Source organism: Brachybacterium massiliense, assembly GCF_900184245.1.
GTDB lineage: Bacteria > Actinomycetota > Actinomycetes > Actinomycetales > Dermabacteraceae > Brachybacterium > Brachybacterium massiliense.
In genome coordinates, this window is sequence record NZ_FXXB01000008.1 from 617,916 (window position 1) to 635,728 (window position 17,813).

Annotated in this window: 15 protein-coding genes; 4 read left to right on the top strand and 11 right to left on the bottom strand. The window is 72.0% G+C overall.

Translation table 11 applies throughout. The features are described from left to right. Positions 1-32 precede the first annotated feature (32 nt). From BN4251_RS18750 to mnmA, 3 genes are read right to left on the bottom strand one after another with little or no spacing between them, the layout of a single operon-like run. A complete protein-coding gene (locus tag BN4251_RS18750) occupies positions 33-515 on the bottom strand; it encodes a hypothetical protein (protein WP_245810343.1) in 483 nt (160 codons plus the stop codon). Further along, positions 455-1,207 carry a hypothetical protein gene (locus BN4251_RS18755; protein WP_245810344.1) on the bottom strand — a complete coding sequence of 251 codons (753 nt, stop codon included), beginning with the start codon at positions 1,205-1,207 and terminating at the stop codon, positions 455-457. The genes BN4251_RS18750 and BN4251_RS18755 overlap by 61 nt, the downstream gene beginning before the upstream one ends. Continuing rightward, positions 1,204-2,313: a tRNA 2-thiouridine(34) synthase MnmA gene (gene mnmA / locus BN4251_RS12830; protein WP_087486375.1), complete on the bottom strand. Its 1,110-nt coding sequence runs from the start codon at positions 2,311-2,313 to the stop codon at positions 1,204-1,206. Before mnmA ends, BN4251_RS18755 begins: the two co-directional genes overlap by 4 nt. A gap of 158 nt (positions 2,314-2,471) precedes the next feature. Here mnmA and BN4251_RS12835 point away from each other — a divergent pair, with 158 nt between their 5' ends. Further along, the gene (locus BN4251_RS12835; RefSeq protein ID WP_087485461.1) at positions 2,472-3,314 is read left to right on the top strand and encodes a phosphotransferase; all 843 of its coding nucleotides are present in this window, start codon (positions 2,472-2,474) and stop codon (positions 3,312-3,314) included. Between the two features lie 25 nt (positions 3,315-3,339). Here BN4251_RS12835 and BN4251_RS12840 read toward each other — a convergent pair whose 3' ends face one another. The 7 genes from BN4251_RS12840 to BN4251_RS12870 are packed head-to-tail and all read right to left on the bottom strand — an operon-like array spanning position 3,340 to position 10,031. Then, positions 3,340-4,527, bottom strand: a complete 1,188-nt coding sequence (locus BN4251_RS12840; RefSeq protein WP_245810345.1) for a cysteine desulfurase family protein — start codon at positions 4,525-4,527, stop codon at positions 3,340-3,342. Further along, positions 4,524-5,453, bottom strand: a complete 930-nt coding sequence (locus tag BN4251_RS12845; RefSeq protein ID WP_087485463.1) for a hypothetical protein — start codon at positions 5,451-5,453, stop codon at positions 4,524-4,526. The genes BN4251_RS12840 and BN4251_RS12845 overlap by 4 nt, the downstream gene beginning before the upstream one ends. Then, positions 5,450-6,460, bottom strand: a complete 1,011-nt coding sequence (locus BN4251_RS12850) for a vWA domain-containing protein (RefSeq protein ID WP_245810346.1) — start codon at positions 6,458-6,460, stop codon at positions 5,450-5,452. The genes BN4251_RS12845 and BN4251_RS12850 overlap by 4 nt, the downstream gene beginning before the upstream one ends. Further along, complete coding sequence (locus BN4251_RS12855) at positions 6,445-7,461, bottom strand: vWA domain-containing protein (protein ID WP_245810347.1); 1,017 nt, start codon at positions 7,459-7,461, stop codon at positions 6,445-6,447. Before BN4251_RS12855 ends, BN4251_RS12850 begins: the two co-directional genes overlap by 16 nt. Beyond that, positions 7,458-7,964, bottom strand: coding sequence for a hypothetical protein (locus BN4251_RS12860; protein WP_087485466.1), 507 nt, complete (start codon positions 7,962-7,964; stop codon positions 7,458-7,460). The genes BN4251_RS12855 and BN4251_RS12860 overlap by 4 nt, the downstream gene beginning before the upstream one ends. Further along, positions 7,951-8,847 (bottom strand): DUF58 domain-containing protein, encoded by an 897-nt coding sequence (locus tag BN4251_RS12865; RefSeq protein ID WP_087485467.1) that lies wholly within the window; start codon positions 8,845-8,847, stop codon positions 7,951-7,953. Before BN4251_RS12865 ends, BN4251_RS12860 begins: the two co-directional genes overlap by 14 nt. Positions 8,848-8,879: 32 nt before the next feature. After that, complete coding sequence (locus BN4251_RS12870; protein WP_087485468.1) at positions 8,880-10,031, bottom strand: AAA family ATPase; 1,152 nt, start codon at positions 10,029-10,031, stop codon at positions 8,880-8,882. Positions 10,032-10,272: 241 nt separating this feature from the next. Here BN4251_RS12870 and glgX point away from each other — a divergent pair, with 241 nt between their 5' ends. The 3 genes from glgX (at position 10,273) to glgB (ending at position 16,843) form a co-directional block, all read left to right on the top strand. Further along, a complete protein-coding gene (gene glgX, locus BN4251_RS12875; RefSeq protein ID WP_087485469.1) occupies positions 10,273-12,486 on the top strand; it encodes a glycogen debranching protein GlgX in 2,214 nt (737 codons plus the stop codon). Positions 12,487-12,579: 93 nt separating this feature from the next. Continuing rightward, a complete protein-coding gene (locus tag BN4251_RS12880; protein ID WP_087485470.1) occupies positions 12,580-14,607 on the top strand; it encodes an alpha-1,4-glucan--maltose-1-phosphate maltosyltransferase in 2,028 nt (675 codons plus the stop codon). Between the two features lies 1 nt (position 14,608). Beyond that, positions 14,609-16,843 carry a 1,4-alpha-glucan branching protein GlgB gene (glgB, locus tag BN4251_RS12885; RefSeq protein ID WP_087485471.1) on the top strand — a complete coding sequence of 745 codons (2,235 nt, stop codon included), beginning with the start codon at positions 14,609-14,611 and terminating at the stop codon, positions 16,841-16,843. Between the two features lie 55 nt (positions 16,844-16,898). Here the strand turns inward: glgB and BN4251_RS12890 are convergent, their stop codons facing one another. Further along, the gene (locus BN4251_RS12890) at positions 16,899-17,801 is read right to left on the bottom strand and encodes a tetratricopeptide repeat protein (protein ID WP_087485472.1); all 903 of its coding nucleotides are present in this window, start codon (positions 17,799-17,801) and stop codon (positions 16,899-16,901) included. Positions 17,802-17,813 lie beyond the last annotated feature (12 nt).

The following is a 17,813-nucleotide window of genomic DNA, read 5'->3' on the forward strand; positions in this document are numbered from 1 at the left end:
GCCATTGTCGCGCACGGGTGGGACGGCGCGGGTCAGGCGGCGAGCCGCTCGGCCCAGGCGGGGGCCACGCGCAGCAGCGCCAGCAGCGCGTCCTCGTCCAGCAGCGTCGAGGCCGACGGCTGCGCGGAGGGGTCCACGAGCCCGCTGTGGACGGCGTGGGCGGAGCCGGTGTGCGCCACGACCGACACCCCGGCGGCGTCGGCGTCGCTGTGGCCGAGGCGGCGCCAGGTCTCGAGCATCATCTCCAGCTCGGGGCCGAGCTTCCCGCCCGGGCGCGGGTCCACCACGATCTCGAACACGCAGTCCTGATCGGCGGCCTCGGCGACGCCCTCCCACAGGGCGCGCCCCTCCGGGGTAGTCAGCGGCGGCATGCGGCTCGGCGACATGAGCATGCGGCGCGCTCCCGCGTCACGGGCGGCGCGCAGCAGTTCGATGTTCGCGCCCACGCCGAGGGTCACGGAGTCCGCGCCGAGGCCGAACTCCTCGAGCGCGACGAACAGGCAGCGCCACAGCACCCCGATCTCGGGGGCGGGGATCGGTGCGTAGCGGCGCCGGCCGTGACGCGGGCGATCCCCGCCCCCGAGATCGGGGTGCTGTGGCGCCGGCCGGAGGGGGTGGGGATGCGTCCCTCGTGCACGGCGGCCACCGCGTCCTCGCGCAGCAGCACGTGCAGCTGCGCGCCGGGGACGCGCTCCTGGAGGGTCGCGAGGTGGTCCACCAGTCCCTCGGCCAGCAGCATCGGCAGGTCGCGCACGGCACCGGGGTCGCCGAGGGTCCTCTCCCCCGACTGCAGGAAGGTCGCACCGGAGAGGGTGGCCGGGCCGAGCGCCGTGGTCATCAGCGGTCCCTCGTAGCCCAGCAGCGCGATCCGCGCCGCATCCAGCATCCGTCGGCGCTGCTCGCGGGCGCGCTGCCAGGCGAGCCCCGTGCCGGTGCCGAGGCGCCAGCCGTAGCTGACCAGGTCGCCGGTGGTCTCAGCCAGCAGCGCGAGGGTGGCGGGCAGCAGGTGGTCGGCCTCGTCCTGGCCGAGCGCCGAGGGCAGGTAGAGCCGGGTGGCGATCTGCTCCTCGAGGTCGTCGCCGAGCAGGGCGCGCAGGCGCATCAGGGAGGCCAGGTACGGGTCGTCGGGCAGCTCGAGCCGCAGGGCGTCCTGCGGGGTGGGGGCGCGGAAGGTGCCGTCCCCGGTGAGGGTGACCAGAGGTCTCATGCGCGGCGCTCCAGGGTGGCGGCGGCGAGGACCCGGTCCCCGTCGTAGAGGACGAGGGTCTGGCCGGGGGCGACGCCGCGGATCGGGGTGCTGAGCTCGATCCGCAGGCTCTCGGCGGGCTCCGCGCCCTCCGGGCCGGCGCCGGCGGGGACCTCGAGGATCCTCGCCTCGGTCGCCTCGCCGTGGGCGCGGATCTGGGCGTGGACCCTGCGGCCCACCTCGAGCGGTTCGAAGGAGATCACGTCGGTGGCGCGCAGCTCGCGGGTGGACAGCAGCTCCGCGGCGCCGATCACGACCTGTCGGGAGGAGGGATCGATGTCCACCACGTAGCGCGGTGCGCCGTCGGGCGCGGGGTGCTGGATGCCGAGCCCCTTGCGCTGGCCGATGGTGAAGCCGTGGGTGCCGCGATGGGTGCCCAGCACGGTGCCGGCCTCGTCGAGGATCTCGCCGGGCGCCTCGCCCAGGTGACGCTCGAGGAAGCCGCGGGTGTCGCCGTCGGCGACGAAGCAGATGTCGTAGCTGTCCGGCTTGGTGGAGACGCCGAGGCCGCGGGCGCGCGCCTCGGCGCGCACCTCCTCCTTGGTCTCGTACTCCCCCAGCGGGAACAGGGAGCGGCCCACGGCGTCCGGTCCCATGACCGCGAGCACGTAGGACTGGTCCTTGGCCATGTTGCGCGAGCGGTGCAGCGAGGGCGCGCCCGCGGGGCCGTCGGTGCGGATGGAGGCGTAGTGGCCGGTGCACACCGCGTCAAAGCCGAGCGCCGTGGCGCGCTCGAGCAGGGAGGCGAACTTGATCCGCTCGTTGCAGCGCACGCAGGGGTTCGGGGTGCGGCCGGCCGCGTACTCGGACAGGAAGTCCTCTACCACCAGGTCGTGGAAGTCGTCGGAGAGGTCCCAGACGTAATACGGGATGCCGATGCGGTCGGCGGCGCGGCGGGCGTCGGAGGCGTCCTCGACGGTGCAGCAGCCGCGTGAGCCGGTGCGGGTCTGGTCCCGGTTCTTGGACAGCGCCATGTGCACGCCCACCACCTCGTGGCCGGCATCCACGGCACGCGCCGCGGCGACGGCGGAGTCCACCCCGCCGCTCATCGCTGCCAGCACCTTCACCACGTCCGCCTTTCCCTCGTCCGGCTGTCCAGTGTACGGAGCGGGACTCCCCTGCCGGGGTGGTGCGATACGTGATCTGCGCCCCGCCTGCGCCGCTCCTGCCCCCCGTGCCGCCCTCCGGAAGGTCTCGCCGACGGTGTCCTGGCTACGATCGCGGCATGGAGCTCCCCGGCCTCGACGCCCCGCAGCAGTCCCTGCTCGCGCAGTGGGCACCTCATGCCGTGCTCGTCCACGACCACAGCTGGGGGCTGGTGCAGACCACGGTGCTCGAGCTCGAGGACCCGGGCCATGGCACGGTCATCGTCAAGGCCGGCGGGCCCGAGGACCATCATCTCGCGCGGGAGCTGCGTGCGCATCGTGAGTGGCTCCGTCCCTGGGTGCGCACCGGGCACGCCCCGCAGCTCCTCGCGGCCGACGCCGAGGCCAAGCTGCTGATGACGCAGTTCCTGCCCGGCCGGCTGGTGGAGGGCCGCCCGGCGCAGGATGATCCGGACACCTACCGGCAGGCCGGTGCGCTGCTCGCCCGCTTCCATGCCCAGCACGCGGAGACCTCGACGGACTGGGACGCACGCCTGACCCAGCGAGCGCGAGGTTGGCTGGAGCGTCCTCACCGGATCGATGCAGGGTCCGCTGCCGCGCTGCGCGCCGAGATCAGCACCTGGCCCCGCACCGGGGAGGTGGCGCTGGTACCGACCCACGGGGACTGGCAGCCCCGCAACTGGCTCATCGATGAGGGCACGGTGCGGGTGATCGACTTCGGGCGCGCCGATCTGCGGCCCGCGGTCGAGGATCTCGCGCGCCTGGCCCGCCAGGACTTCACCCGCGATCCCGCGCTCGAGCTCGCGTTCCTCGAGGGCTATGGGCACGATCCGCGCGAAGCAGGGCTGTGGCGGCGCACGCTCATGGTCGAGGCGATCGGCACGGCCGTCTGGGCCCATGGCGTGGGCGATGCGTCGTTCGAGCAGGTGGGACTGGATCAGATCGCGCAGCTGCTCGGCTGAGCCCGGCCACCCGCTGCGCAGTGCTTCAGCCGAAGAGCGCCCCGACCGCCCGAGCCCGCTCGAGCGATTCGGGCAGCGCCGCGAGCAGGAGATCGATGTCCCGCTCGGTGCTGGTCCAGCCCAGGGACAGGCGCAGCGCCCCGCGCGCCTGCTGATCGCTGACACCCATCGCCGCGAGCACCGGACTGGCCTGGGTCACGCCGGCCGAGCAGGCGGAGCCTGCGGCGGAATCCACGCCGCGCTCGTCCAGCAGGAACAGCAGCGAGTCGGAGTCCGCGCCGGGGAAGATCACGTGCACGATGTGGCCGGACTGCGGGGCATCCTCGGGCAGGGTGAAGCGGGCCCCGGGATCGACGGCGCGGATGCCGGCCCGGAGCCTGGCTGAGAGAGCCCGCAGCCGCCGGGACTGCTGCTCGCGCTCGGCGAGGGTCTCCTGCAGTGCGGCCGCATAGGCGGCGGTGTGCGCAGCGTCCAGAGTCCCGGAGCGCACTCCTCGCTGCTGGCCCCCGCCGGTGCTGGTCACGGCGAAGGGCACCTCGGGCTTCGCCACGAGTGCCCCCACCCCCACCGGCGCACCGATCTTGTGCCCCGACAGGGACATCAGATCCACGTCCTCCCAGGACGGCAGGGATACATGCCCCACCCCCTGCACCGCATCGGTGTGGACGAGCGTGCCGTGGGGGCGGGCAGCCGCGGCGAGGGCGGCCAGGTCCTGCACGGCGCCGGTCTCGTTGTTGACCAGCGCGGCGCTGACCACGCTGACCGCGCCGTCGGCGAGCGCTGCGGCGACCCCCTCGGGCCGCAGCGCACCGAGGTGGTCCACCGGCAGCTCTCTGGCCTCGATCGCGGGGGAACCGGAGGCGAGGGAGCCGGCGGTGGCGACGACCGCCGGATGGTCCGTCGCGGCGACCGCGACCGCGGTGCGCTCAGGGTCCTTGGCGTGTGCTCCCAGCGCGACGGCGCGCAGGGCCAGGTTGTCCGCCTCGGTGCCGCCCGAGGTCATGATCAGCCAGGAGCGGCGCACCCCCAGCAGCGAGGCGATCTGCTCGAGCGCCTCGTCCAGCACGCTGCGGGCGCGCCGCCCCGAGGAGTGGACCGAGGAAGGGTTCCCGCGCACCGCCGAGGCCTCGAGGAACGCCTCCCGCGCCGCTGGTCGCAGCACCGTGGTCGCGGCGTGGTCGAGGTAGGCGCGCTCGCGCTCGTCAGCGCTCACCAGGGCTTCACCGGGTCATCGTTCGACCCGCCGTCATCCTCGCCCTCGCCGCCCTGGGCGTCGCGGTTGCGCTCCTCGAGCTCGTCGTCCTTCTGGTCCTCCTCGGAGCCGCCGTCGGTCGGGGCCTCCTCCTCGGGGCCGTCGCCCTCGGGATCCTCACGGGTGGGATCGCCGGGATCCTGCTGGCCGGGGGTGCCGCCCTCCTCGGTGCCGCGGTCGTTCGGGTCGTTGCCGGCCTCCTCGTCGGCCCCTCGGCGCTTCTCCTCGATGCGGTCGCCGTTGCCCTCGGTGGTCTCGGAGTCCTCGTTGCCGGCTCCGCCGCCGCCCTCGCCCTCTCCTTCGCCGCCGCTTCCGCCGCCGGCGCAGGGGGCCAGCAGCTGCTCGGCCTCGAAGAGTCGATCGGCGCGCTGCTGGGGGTCCTCGATCAGATCGGCCTGGCGCTCGATCGCGATCGCGAGGTTGTTGATGATCTTGCACTGGGCGTGCATCGGCGAGTTGATGTCGCTGTGCGCGTTCCACTCGTCCAGGGCGATCCTCAGCTCGGCCTCGGCCTCGGCGTCCTTCCCCTGCTGCAGCAGGGAGGTGCCCTCGGACATGTGCGGGAGGTAGGGCTCGAACCAGTTGGCGAGCTCGACCGGTCCCAGCCGCTCGATCGCCTCGGGGTAGGCCTCCTCCTCATAGGCGCTGAGGTGGGTGGCCTGCGTGATCGGCATCGACACGAACTTCACCATCAGCAGCGCGAGCGCGATCAGCAGCGGCGAGAGCACCACGAACACGATCAGGCGGGTCAGCCGCAGCCGGCGCACGTTCAGCCCGAAGTCGCTCGGTCGGCCGCGCTCGTCCTGCGTGAGCGCGGGCGGGGTGCTCGCGCTCTGGGGCCCGGCGGGTTCGGCGGCGGGGCTCTTCTGCGACAGTCCTGTGCTCATCTCTGCGCTCCCGATATGTCGTAGCGGTCGAGCCTCCGGGGCAGGCGGTAGGTCATCTCGCCGAGCTCCCAGATCAGCAGTGCGGCCAGCGGGATCGCGGCCACCCAGTACCAGTCATCGAAGCTCGCCACCCCTCGCGTCGACTCTATCGGGACGGGGCTGAGCTCGATGCCCTCCATCGTGCCCTCGATCGGAGCCTCGGGGTCATCGCGGTGGAGGTAGGGCACGCCCATCCCGCCCGCGATGGTCTGCAGCTGCTGCTCGTCGATGCGCGAGATGCCCGGCTGGCCGTCGGGCCCGGTGATGTACTCGCCGTGGTCCTCGCCGCCCTGGGCCTTCATCGGCCCGCCCTCGGCGGTGCCGTAGCCCAGCACGGCCCCGCCGTCGATGAAGCCGGCGGCCTGGCTGAAGGACTCCGACTCCTGCTCGTCGGTGTTCTCGCCGTCGGAGAGGAAGTAGACGAGCACGCTCGACTCGGGATCCTGCTCGCGCGCCTCGGAGATCTCCACCAGCAGCGGGGTCAGGGCGCGGTCCACGTTCGAGCCCTTGGAGTAGGCGGTGGGCTCGGTGGTGAGGGTGTCGATCCAGGCCCGCGCCGCGCCGGCGTCGGTGGTCAGCGGCAGCTGCTGGGTGGCGGTCGAGTCGAAGGCGATGATCGAGTAGCGCGCGCCCTCGGTCATGCCCATCACCCGCTCCATATCCGCCTTCACACCGTCGAGGCGGGGCTGCTCGCCCGCGTAGTCCTCGGCGTTCATCGACCCGGTGCGGTCCACCACGAAGAACACGTTCGCGTTCATCCGCTGGGTCTGCTCGCCCTCGATCGGGGTGACCGGGCGCAGCGCCACCACGAGCAGCAGCAGCACCATCAGCAGGCGGCGCGCCCAGGCCACTCGCTGGCGCGGACGCAGGATCAGCAGCGCCGTGCACAGGATCAGCATCAGCGCGAACAGCGGGATCGTGGCCCACAGGGGGATCAGGTGCTCGAGATACATCAGCGGGCTCTCCATCCCAGCAGCAGGATCCCCACCAGCGTGAGGAAGGTGAGCACGAAGCCCACCATCGGATGATCGGTGCGCACCACGGTCGGGGTCGCGCCGAGCACCTCCGCCTGCGTCTTCTGGATCTCGTTGATGATCGAGGGGATCGCCTGCGGGTCGGAGGACTCGTACAGTGCGCCGTCCTGATCCTCGGTGGCGGTCTGCAGCTCCTCGAAGCACTGGGGACCGCACTCGTAGGGCCCGGGGTAGAAGGTGTACAGGTCGATCTTGCGGGTAGCGACCCGCTCGGTGGCCTCCTCGAGGGTGAAGATCGGCTCGCCGTTGACCTCGTTGTCCGTCGCGAAGATGATCGAGCGCGAGCGATCCTGCTCCGCCTGGTCGAACACCTGGGCGCAGGAGGCGAGGCCGTCGGGGACCACCGAGGCCTCGTCGGGGATCCCACGGGTGCCGTCCACGAACTCGACGTACTGGCGCACCTTCTCGTCGGAGTAGTCCTGGCTGCCCAGGCGGTACCCGAACTCGTCGAAGTCGATCGCCTCCGACGCCGCCTCGAGCTCGCGCTGGATCAGGTCGTAGTCGTTGGTCAGCGGGAACACCGTGCGGCTGGTCGAGTTGAAGATGGACAGCGCCACGCGCTCGCCCTCGAAGCCGTCCACCATCTCGGCGAAGGTCGCGAGGATCTCGGTGTCGTACTCGTACATCGAGCCGGACACGTCCAGGCACAGCACGATGTCGCGCGAGGAGAACTCGGGCGTCTCGATCCGCTCGCTCGCGATCCGGCCGGACAGCACCGAGGCCGAGATCACCGCGAGCACCGCGACGCCCACCTGCAGCACCCGCACGATGCGGGCGGTGCGCTGGGCGCGCACGAAGCTCGGTATGCGGTCCATGTACTGGGAGTTCGCCACCAGCACCGGGGAGCGGCGCATCGCGCGGCGGTTCCAGAAGGTGATCGCCCAGACCGCGAGCGCGGCGATCAGCAGCAGCGCCGTGACCCACCAGAAGATCATGACCACGAGCGGATCACCTCCCTCGCCCGGCGCACGGACTCACGCAGGTCGCGGTCCGAGGACAGCGCGAAATCGGGTTCGTACAGATCGGCGATCAGCGTGCCGACGGGGCGGGTGCGCGGATCCGCGAGCAGCGTGGCGAGGTCCTGGCTGGTGACGTCGTGGCCCGTGGTGCGGCGCACGAAGCGGCGCATCACGCCGGTGAGCTCGTGGTGGCCCTCGCGGGCGCCGAGCTGCTCGGCGTCGTGACGGTCGGCGATGTCGTTGACGGCGCGCAGGAACTCCGCCTTGAGGGTCTCGGCGTCGGTGGGGCGGCCGCGGTAGGCGACGCGCTTCTCGATCGCACGGGTGATCTTCAGCGTCCCCCAGATCAGGGCGATGATCACCACCAGGCACAGCACCGCGAGGATGATCCAGGCGATCGAGTACTGGGGCGGGGCGATGATCTCCGGGGGCGCCGGCTCGGCCCGCAGCACCCCGGCGAGCGGCTCAGGAACGGGCATGGCGGTACTCCCTCGACCGCAGCAGGGCGATCATGTCGTCCACGACGGTGCTCTCCCCCTGGGTGAGCATGTGGCTGATGTGCAGTCTGTCCAGCATCTCCTCGACCCCGTCGCGCCGGGCCTGCCGGTAGGCGGCGACGTCCCGTGCGACCTTCCGCGAGGTGCGCGCCATCGAGGCGATCTCGCGGGGCGAGTCGACGTCGACCACGTCATGCTCGAGCGCGGTGCCCTGGAGCGGATCCGCATCGGCGATGCGGATCACGATCAGGTCGTGGCGGGTCTTCAGGCGCCGCAGCAGCGTGAAGTCCTCCACGGTGGGGTGGGCCTCGTCGGTGATGATCGTCATCAGGGTCGGTCGTGTGGTGACGCGGAAGGCCCGCTCGAGCAGCCAGGCGCTGCTGGCGGGCGCGGCCGCGGTGGTGGTGGCCTGCTGGGCGGTGCGCAGCAGCAGCTCGAGGTGACCGTCGCTGGACCTCGAGGGCAGCTGGATGGGGCGGCTCTCGCTGCCGGCCACCATGCCCACCAGGTCGCCGTTCTTCTGGGCCAGGAAGCACACCATGCCGGCGGCGAGGATCATCGCCTCGCGCTTGGAGGTGCCGTCGGCGGCGGTCGCCGCCATCGCGGAGGAGGTGTCCGCCACGATCGAGAGGTGGCGCACCCGCTCCTCGTTGAACTGGCGGATCAGCGGCTCGCCGGAGCGGGCGGTGGCCTTCCAGTCGATGTCGGAGACCTTGTCCCCGGGCTGGTAGTACTTCAGGTCGTCGAAGTCCTCGCCGCTGCCCTTGAACAGCGAGCGTCCCCGGCCCTGGATCAGGCCGCGCGCGCGGTGGGAGGTGTGCAGATCCACCCGTGCCTTGACGCGGGTCAGCAGAGAGGTGGCCATCGGCTCCCGCCCTCCTCGATCGTGGGTGGCACTCAGGGCATCGGCACGGCGTGGAACACCGCGTCGATGATCTGCTCGGGCTTGATCCCGCTGGCGAGCGCGTCGAAGGTGAGGACCAGGCGGTGGCGCAGCACCCCGTGGCGCATGGCGCGCACATCATCGGGGGTGACGTAGTCGCGGCCGTTGAGGAGGGCGTGCGCCTGGCCCACGCGCATCAGGGCGAGGGAGCCGCGGGGGCTCGCGCCCACCCGCACCGACTGGGTGAGGTTCGGGACCGGGCGGGGGCCCGAGCCGCGGGTGGTGAAGATCAGATCGATGATGTAGCGCTTGACCGCCGGGTCCACGTACACCTGGTCCACCATCTGCTGGAGGAAGCGCACGTCCTCGAGCGTCACAGTGCCCATCGCCTCGCGCGGGCCGGTGAGGCTGCCCGCGGTGGAGCGGTCCAGGATCTCGTGCTCCTCGGCGGGGCGCGGATAGGTGAGGATCTCCTTCATCAGGAATCGATCCATCTGCGCCTCAGGGAGGACGTAGGTGCCCTCCTCCTCGATCGGGTTCTGGGTGGCGAGCACCATGAACGGCTCGGGCAGCTTGTACACCTCGCCGCCGATGGAGGTCTGGCGCTCCTGCATCGCCTCGAGCATCGCCGACTGCGTCTTCGCGCTCGAGCGATTGATCTCGTCCAGCAGCACCACGTTCGCGTGCACAGGGCCGAGCTGGGTGGTGAAGGTGCCCGAGCCGTAGTTGAAGATCTGGGTGCCGATGATGTCGTTGGGCATCAGGTCGGGGGTGCACTGGATGCGTGCGAAGGAGCCGGTGATCGAGGAGGCCAGGGCACTCGCGGCGGTGGTCTTGGCCAGCCCGGGCACGGACTCCAGCAGCACGTGACCGCCCGCGGCGAGCGCGGCCAGCAGGGTGGTGCGCAGGTTCTCCTGGCCCACCACGCGCGAGCCGAACACGCCCGAGATGGTGGAGATGATCGCGCCGGCGCGCTCGAGCTCACGGGGCGGGATCGCCGCCTGCGAGGGCGCGAATCCGCCGGGTCCGCGGCCGGGCCCCGAGGCGGAGGAGGCCGACGGGCCCGAGGGCTGTGCAGGCACTGCGGGCTGTGCGGGCGCGGCGGGCTGTGCGGGCGCGGCGGGACGTGCCTGGTTCGCGGGCTGCGGGCTGGGTGGAATGCTCATGCGCTGGGGCTCCCCCGTCGTGCGTTCGACTCGTGCGGCGTGGACTGCAGATGCTCTCGGGCACGGCCGCGGTGCTCCGCCCCTCCCCCGAGGTGGCCGGAGGCCGACAGGTCATGACCGTGCTGATCGCCCTCCATCCGCCGCCGGCGGATCGAGGATCACCTGGCCGATCCTAGCGGCACCGCCCGCCGCCGGTGGGCATCGGGCCCGGCGTGGACGACGGGGATGGGAGAATGCCCGGGTGCTAGCCGACCGTCTCGACCGTGCCACGCCGCCCGTCGCCCCCACCTCCCCCGGGCTGGTGGTGGACGCCCAGGGCCGCGGCACCTTCGCCGTCGCCGCACCGCGCGCGGAGTCGGTGGACCTGTGCATCCGGCGCGGCACCACCGAGCACCGCCAGCGCCTGCGCCACTTCGACGGCGGCCTGCGCTGGGACCACGTCAGCGGGATGACGCCGGGCACGCTGTACGGACTGCGGGTGGACGGCCCGTGGGATCCGTCGGCCGGCCTGTTCTGCAATCCGCGCAAGCTGCTGCTGGATCCCTGGGGCCGCGGCGTCTCCCACGCCTCCTCGCTGCTGCGCGCGTTCTTCCCCTTCGAGGTCGATGCGATGCTCGACCGGGCGGGCGAGCACCACCAGCGCAGCGAGGTGGACAGCGGGGACGTGGCGGTGTGGTCCGTGGTGGTCTCGGACTCGTTCGACTGGCGCGGCGATCTGCGTCCGATGGTGGCCTGGGACTCCACCGTGCTCTACGAGCTGCACGTCAAGGGCTTCACGCAGCTGCACCCGGAGCTGCCGCCCGAGCAGCGCGGCACCTATGCGGGGCTCGGCCATCCCGCCGTCACCGGCTACCTGCGGAGCCTCGGGATCACCAGCGTCGAGCTGCTGCCCATCCATGCCGCGATGGACGAGCCGCACCTGACCCGGCTGGGGCTGACGAACTACTGGGGCTACTCGAGCATGTCGTTCTTCGCGCCCGATCCGGCGCTGGCGACCCCCGCCGCCCAGCGGGCCGGGGCCCAGGCGGTCGTGGACGAGGTGAAGACCATGGTGCGCAGCCTCCACGCCGCGGGCTTCGAGGTGATCCTCGATGTGGTCTACAACCACACCGCCGAGGGCGGGGCCGACGGCCCCTCGCTGTCCCTGCGCGGCTTGGACAACCTCGAGTACTACTGGACCGATCACGGCACCTTCCTCGACGTCACCGGCACCGGCGGCACCCTGGACCCCCGCTCCCGTCATGTGATGGACCTGATCCTGGCCTCGCTGAGGTACTGGGTCCAGGAGATGCACGTGGACGGCTTCCGTTTCGACCTCGCCGCGACGCTGGGACGGGACGAGAACGGGTTCAGCCACGATCATCCACTGCTGCGCGCGATCCTCACCGACCCGGTGCTGCGCGGGGTGAAGCTCATCGCCGAGCCCTGGGACGTGGGCACCGGCGGCTGGCAGACCGGGAACTTCCCGCCCCCGTTCACCGAGTGGAACGACGCCTTCCGTGACGATGTGCGCTCCTTCTGGCTGGCCGACCGGGCGGTGCGCGAGCGCACCGGCGAGCGCGCCACGGGCGGGGTGCGCGACCTCGCGACGAGGCTGGCCGGCTCCTCGGACCTGCTCACCGGGCAGGATCCGCCCGAGCTCCCGGCCGGGCGCAGCCTGCGCTCCCCCTGGGCGTCGGTCAACTACGTCACGGCGCACGACGGCTTCACCCTGCGCGACCTCACCGTCTACGAGACCAAGCGCAACCACGCCAACGGCGAGGACAACCGCGACGGGACCTCGAACAACCGCTCCTACCACCACGGGCACGAGGGCGAGCTGCCTGAGGGCGGCCCGGAGGCGGAGCGGATCGAGCAGGCGCGGCGCCGCACCGCACGCAGCATCCTGGCCACCCTGCTGCTGGCCTCGGGCACCCCGATGCTCACCGCCGGCGACGAGCGCGGCCGCACTCAGCAGGGCAACAACAACGCCTACTGCCAGGACAACGAGATCTCCTGGGTCGACTGGCGGCGCACCCGCGGCGGGGAGCAGCTGCGCGAGACGGTCTCGCGCCTGCTGCAGCTGCGCGGGGAGCACCCCCAGCTGCGCAGCCCGCACTTCCTGCGCCCCGCCGATCCGGAGCGCCTCGACGCCGGGCAGGTCGCCTGGTTCACGGCCGACGGGCACGAGATGGCGCACGAGGACTGGATGGATCCCGCCCAGCATCTGCTGTGCATGCTGCGCCCCGCGATCCCGGGCCGTGAGGGCGCGGAGCACCTGCTGGTGATCCTCTCGGCGGAGGCGGAGTACCGCCGCGTGCAGCTGCCGAGGGCTCCCTGGCCCCAGGGCACCGCCCGCGTGCTGCTGGACACCTCCGTGGAGAGTCCCGAGCTGCTGCCCGAGGAGCCGCTCGTGGAGCGCTCCCTCACCGTGGCCGCCGGCAGCGTGGTGGTCCTCGGGATCACGCCCGACTGAGCAGCGGACCCTCGCGAGCGGCTATCGTGAGGACCGTCACCGCGACCGTCGCAGAGCACCTCGTCACCGGCGAGAGCTCAGGCAGGAGAGGCCATGTCCGAGACCACCGACCGCACGGGGCTGGCAGCCGGGGTGGGGCGCATCCCGATCATGGCGGTGCAGCCCGTCGTGGACGGCGGGAGGTTCCCGGCACGCTGCGTCGAGGGCGAGAGCGTGCAGGTCACCGCCAACGCCTTCCGCGAGGGGCACGACCGGATGGGCGTGCAGCTGGTGCTCACCGACCCCGACGGCGCCTCGCGGCGTCGGCCCCTGGAGCCGATCGAGCCCGGCCTGGACCTGTGGGCGACCACCATCCGCCCCGAGCGGACCGGCCGCTGGAGCTTCCGGATCGAGGCGTTCTCCGCCCCGTTCGAGACCTGGGCCCATGTGGCGGAGGTGAAGATCCCCGCGGGCCTCGACGTCGACCTGGTGTGCGCCGAGGGCGCCCTGGTGCTCGAGCGGATCCTCGCCGAGATCGAGGACGGCTCCCGCCCCGTCGCCGACGGCCCGGTGGTCAGCGCTGCGCTCGAGAGCCTGCGCTCCCCCGGCCTGTCCGCCTCCTCCCGCGTCGCTCCCGCGCTCGCCGCGGACCTGCGCGGCATCCTCGCCGAGCGCCCCCTGCGCGAGGGCGTGACCGTCTCGGACACCTACGTCCTGGAGGTCCAGCGCCGGCGAGCCCTGTACGGCTCGTGGTACGAGTTCTTCCCCCGCTCCGAGGGGGCGACCTTCGATCCGGAGCATGGCTGGACCTCGGGCACCTTCCGCACCGCGGCCCGCTCCCTGGACCGGATCGCCGCGATGGGCTTCGACGTCGCCTACCTCACCCCGATCCACCCGATCGGCACCACCCACCGCAAGGGCCGCAACAACAGCCTGGAGACCCAGCCCGGGGACCCCGGCTCCCCGTACGCGATCGGCGCGGCCGAGGGCGGGCATGAGGCGATCCACCCCGATCTGGGCACGATGGAGGACTTCGACGCCTTCGTGGCCCGGGCGAAGGAGCTCGGGCTCGAGGTCGCGATGGACATCGCCCTGCAGTGCTCCCCCGATCATCCGTGGGTGAAGGAGCATCCCGAGTGGTTCGTGGTGCAGGCCGACGGCACGATCGCCTACGCCGAGAACCCGCCCAAGAAGTACCAGGACATCTACCCGCTGAGCTTCGACACCGACTACGAGGGCCTGTACGCCGCGGTGCGGGACATGCTCGAGCTGTGGGTCTCCCACGGGGTGACCCTGTTCCGGGTGGACAACCCCCACACCAAGCCCGTGCGGTTCTGGGAGGAGCTGCTGGCCGAGTTCGCCCGGAAGCATCCCGAGGTGATCTTCCTGGCCGAGGCGTTCACCCGGCCCACGATGATGCACACCCTGGGCAAGGTGGGCTACCACCAGAGCTACACCTACTTCACCTGGCGCGAGAGCGCCGAGGAGCTGCGCGAGTACCTCGAGGAGCTGGTCGAGGCCGCGCCCTACATGCGGCCGAGCTTCTGGCCCACCACCCACGACATCCTCACTCCCTTCATGAGCACGGGCGGGCGCCGCGCGTTCGTGCTGCGCGCGATCCTGGCCGCCACCCTGGTGCCCACCTGGGGCATCTACAGCGGCTACGAGCTGGTCGAGGATGTCCCCCGGCCCGGGGCGCAGGAACAGATCGACAACGAGAAGTACGAGTACAAGCCCCGCGACTACGCCGGTGCGCTCGCCCGCGGTGAGAGCCTCGAGCCGCTGCTGGGCGCGCTCAACCGGATCCGCCGGGAGCATCCCGCGCTGCAGACCCTCACCACGATCCGCTTCCACCGGGCCGAGGACGAGCAGGTGCTGGTCTTCTCGAAGCATCTCGATGCCGCCGCCACCGGCACCGGCTCCCCGGACACCGTGCTGGTGGTCTCTCTGACCGCCCACGACCGCGACGCCTGGACCACCCTGCACCTGGACCTGGACGCGCTCGGCGTGGGCGAGTCCTTCGAGGTCGAGGACCTGCTGACCGGTGAACGCTTCAGCTGGGACCGCGATCCCTACGTGATCCTCAGCGCCGCCGACCGGCCCGCGCACATCCTGCGGATCATCCACCCCGAGGAGAGCTGACATGACGACGACTCCCGACCCCGCCGCCCGCCCATCGGGCCCGGTGATGCCGCTGGGCGAGCATGAGCTCGGTGCGACCGCCACCGGCAGCCACCACGAGCCCCACTCGGTGCTCGGCGCGCACGAGTACGAGGGCGCGACGACGGTGCGCGCCCTCGCACCGCTCGCGCACGCCGTGGACGTGCTCCTGCCCGACGGCAGCCGCCACCCCATGGAGCACGAGTACGACGGCATCTGGGTGGCCTCGGTGCCGCAGACGGACCTGCCCTCCCACCGCCTCGGCGTGACCTGGTCCGAGGGGTCCGAGCCCGTCGTGCTCGAGAACCCCTACCGCTTCCTGCCCACCATCGGCGAGCTGGACCTGCACCTCATCCACGAGGGACGTCATGAGGAGCTGTGGCGGGCGCTGGGCTCCCATGTGCGGGCCGTGCACGGCGAGGGCGAGGGGGCGGAAGCCGTCGAGGGCACCTCCTTCGCCGTCTGGGCACCCAACGCCCGCGCGGTGCAGGTGGTCGGCTCGTTCAACGGCTGGGACGGCCGCCTGCATGCCATGCGCTCCCTGGGCGTCTCCGGCGTCTGGGAGCTGTTCGTCCCCGGCATCGGCGAAGGCGAGACCTACAAGTACCGGATCCTCGGCGCGGACAGCATCTGGCGGGACAAGGCCGATCCGATGGCCCGCTTCGCCGAGGTCCCGCCCGCGACCGGTTCCGTGGTCACCACCAGCACCTTCGAGTGGACCGACGAGCACTGGCTGGCCGAACGCGCCTCGCGCCAGCCGGTCTCCTCGCGGATGTCGATCTACGAGGTGCACCTGGCGAGCTGGCGGCCGGGGCTGGGCTACCGGGAGCTGGCCACCGAGCTGACCGACTATGTGCGCGAGATGGGCTTCACCCATGTGGAGTTCATGCCGGTGGCCGAGCATCCCTTCGGCGGCTCCTGGGGATACCAGGTCACCGGCTACTACGCCCCCACCTCCCGCCTGGGCAGCCCCGATGAGCTGCGGCACCTGATCGACACGCTGCACGGCGCGGGCATCGGCGTGATCATGGACTGGGTCCCCGCCCACTTCCCCAAGGACGAGTGGGCGCTGGGCCGCTTCGACGGCACTCCCCTGTACGAGCACGCGGACCCGCGCCGCGGCGAGCACCCGGACTGGGGCACGTACATCTTCGACACCGGTCGCCACGAGGTGCGCAACTTCCTGGTCGCCAACGCCTGCTACTGGCTCGAGGAGTTCCACGTCGACGGCCTGCGGGTCGACGCGGTCGCCTCGATGCTCTACCGCGACTACTCGCGCGAGGACGGCCAGTGGGTGCCCAACCACCACGGCGGGCGCGAGGACCTCGAGAACATCGCCTTCCTCCAGGAGACCACCGCGACCGCGTACAAGCGCGCCCCGGGCATCGTGATGATCGCCGAGGAGTCCACCTCGTTCCCCGGCGTCACCCGCCCCACCGACACCGGCGGGCTCGGGTTCGGCTTCAAATGGAACATGGGCTGGATGCATGACACCCTCGAGTACATCGGCGAGGACCCCGTGCACCGTCAGCACCGCCACGGCGAGCTCACCTTCTCGATGGTCTACCAGTACTCCGAGAACTTCGTGCTGCCGCTGAGCCATGACGAGGTCGTCCATGGCAAGGGCTCCCTGCTGCGCAAGGCGCCCGGGGACGACTGGCAGCAGGCGGCGACGCTGCGCGCCTATCTCACCTTCCAGTGGACCCACCCCGGCAAGCAGCTGGTGTTCATGGGCACCGAGTTCGCGCAGGGCACCGAATGGTCCGAGCAGGCGGGGCTGCCCTGGTGGCTGCTGGAGTACCCGCTGCACCGCGGCACCCAGCAGCTGGTGCGGGACCTCAACGGCCTGCAGGCCGAGTTCCCGGCCCTCTACCAGCGGGATCAGGATCCGGGCGGCTTCGAGTGGCTGATCGGTGATGACGCGGGCCGCAACCTGCTGTCCTTCGTGCGGCGCGACGAGGCCGGCGACCCGGTGGTCGCGGTGGTCAACTTCTCCGCCCAGCCCTGGCACGAGTACCGCATCCCGCTGCCCGAGGGCGGGGTCTGGCTCGAGGTGCTGAACTCCGACGCCCCCGTCTACGGCGGCAGCGGGGTGGGCAACCTCGGCCGGGTGCATGCCGAGAAGCTGCCCCAGCACGGCCGGGAGCACTCGGTGCGCCTGTCGGTGCCGCCGCTGGGCGCGGTGCTGCTGGTGCCCGAGCGCCTGCGCGAGCGCTGAGCCGGCGTGCGGGACCCGGGGAGGTGCCCGGGTCCCGCGCCTCGAGCCGGGGCTCTCAGTACAGGAGGTTCGCCAGGCGCTTGCGGGCCGGGCCGACGCGCGGATCGTCGGCGCCGGCGACCTCGAACAGCTCGAGCAGCCGCGTGCGCACCGCGTTCTTGGTCTCCTGGTCGGCGCCGCGCAGCAGATCCAGCAGGCGGCCGAAGGCATCCTCGACGTGCCCGCCGAGCATGTCGAGATCGGCGACCAGCAGCTGGGCGTCCAGGTCGCCGGGGTTCTGCGCGGCGGCCTCTCGGGAGGCGGCGAGGTCGGCGTCGCGGGTGCGGCGCATCAGGCTGACGGTCGCCAGGCCCGCCTTCGCCTCGGCATCGGCCGGGGACTCCTGCAGCTGCTTCTCGTAGGCGGCGACCGCGGAGTCGAGGTCGCCCTTCTCGATCGCCTCGTAGGCCTCGGCGATCAGCGGCGGCAGCGGCTCCTCCGCCGGCGCCTGCTCCTGGACCGGGCCGCCGGAGACGTCCATGCCCTGCTGACGCGCCACCTCGAGCACCTGGGTGACGAGGTTGTCGATCTCCGCGTCCGGCAGCACGGACTGCACGATCGGCTGGATCTGGCCCTGGATCAGCAGCAGCAGGGTGGGCAGCTGCTGGACGCGCAGCGCCCCGGCGACCCGCTGCTGGGTGTCGGCATCCACGACCGCGAGCCGCAGCGCCCCGTGCTGCGCGTCCACAGCGCGGCGCAGCGAGGCCAGGAACGCCTCGCCCTCGGGCACTCGGGCGCTCGTGACCAGGAGCAGGGTGGCCACCTGCTGGGAGTCGGCGATCAGCTGCTCGAGGCCCTGCTCGGTGACGGCGACCTCATGGGCCGAGGGGGTGCCGCCGGTGGCGGAGCCTCCGCCGGCCGGGGCGCCGGCGGGCTGCTTCAGGGCGGCCAGATCGATCATTCCGTACGGGTCGGTCACGGGTGAACTCCT

Excerpts from the sequence above, each read along its gene's own strand:
- BN4251_RS18755 (WP_245810344.1), bottom strand. The coding sequence starts at position 1,207 with ATGAGACCTCTGGTCACCCTCACCGGGGACGGCACCTTCCGCGCCCCC.
- BN4251_RS12835 (WP_087485461.1), top strand. The coding sequence starts at position 2,472 with ATGGAGCTCCCCGGCCTCGACGCCCCGCAGCAGTCCCTGCTCGCGCAG.
- BN4251_RS12845 (WP_087485463.1), bottom strand. The coding sequence starts at position 5,453 with ATGAGCACAGGACTGTCGCAGAAGAGCCCCGCCGCCGAACCCGCCGGG.
- BN4251_RS12850 (WP_245810346.1), bottom strand. The coding sequence starts at position 6,460 with ATGGAGAGCCCGCTGATGTATCTCGAGCACCTGATCCCCCTGTGGGCC.
- BN4251_RS12855 (WP_245810347.1), bottom strand. The coding sequence starts at position 7,461 with ATGATCTTCTGGTGGGTCACGGCGCTGCTGCTGATCGCCGCGCTCGCG.
- BN4251_RS12860 (WP_087485466.1), bottom strand. The coding sequence starts at position 7,964 with ATGCCCGTTCCTGAGCCGCTCGCCGGGGTGCTGCGGGCCGAGCCGGCG.
- BN4251_RS12865 (WP_087485467.1), bottom strand. The coding sequence starts at position 8,847 with ATGGCCACCTCTCTGCTGACCCGCGTCAAGGCACGGGTGGATCTGCAC.
- BN4251_RS12870 (WP_087485468.1), bottom strand. The coding sequence starts at position 10,031 with ATGAGCATTCCACCCAGCCCGCAGCCCGCGAACCAGGCACGTCCCGCC.
- BN4251_RS12880 (WP_087485470.1), top strand. The coding sequence starts at position 12,580 with ATGTCCGAGACCACCGACCGCACGGGGCTGGCAGCCGGGGTGGGGCGC.
- glgB (WP_087485471.1), top strand. The coding sequence starts at position 14,609 with ATGACGACGACTCCCGACCCCGCCGCCCGCCCATCGGGCCCGGTGATG.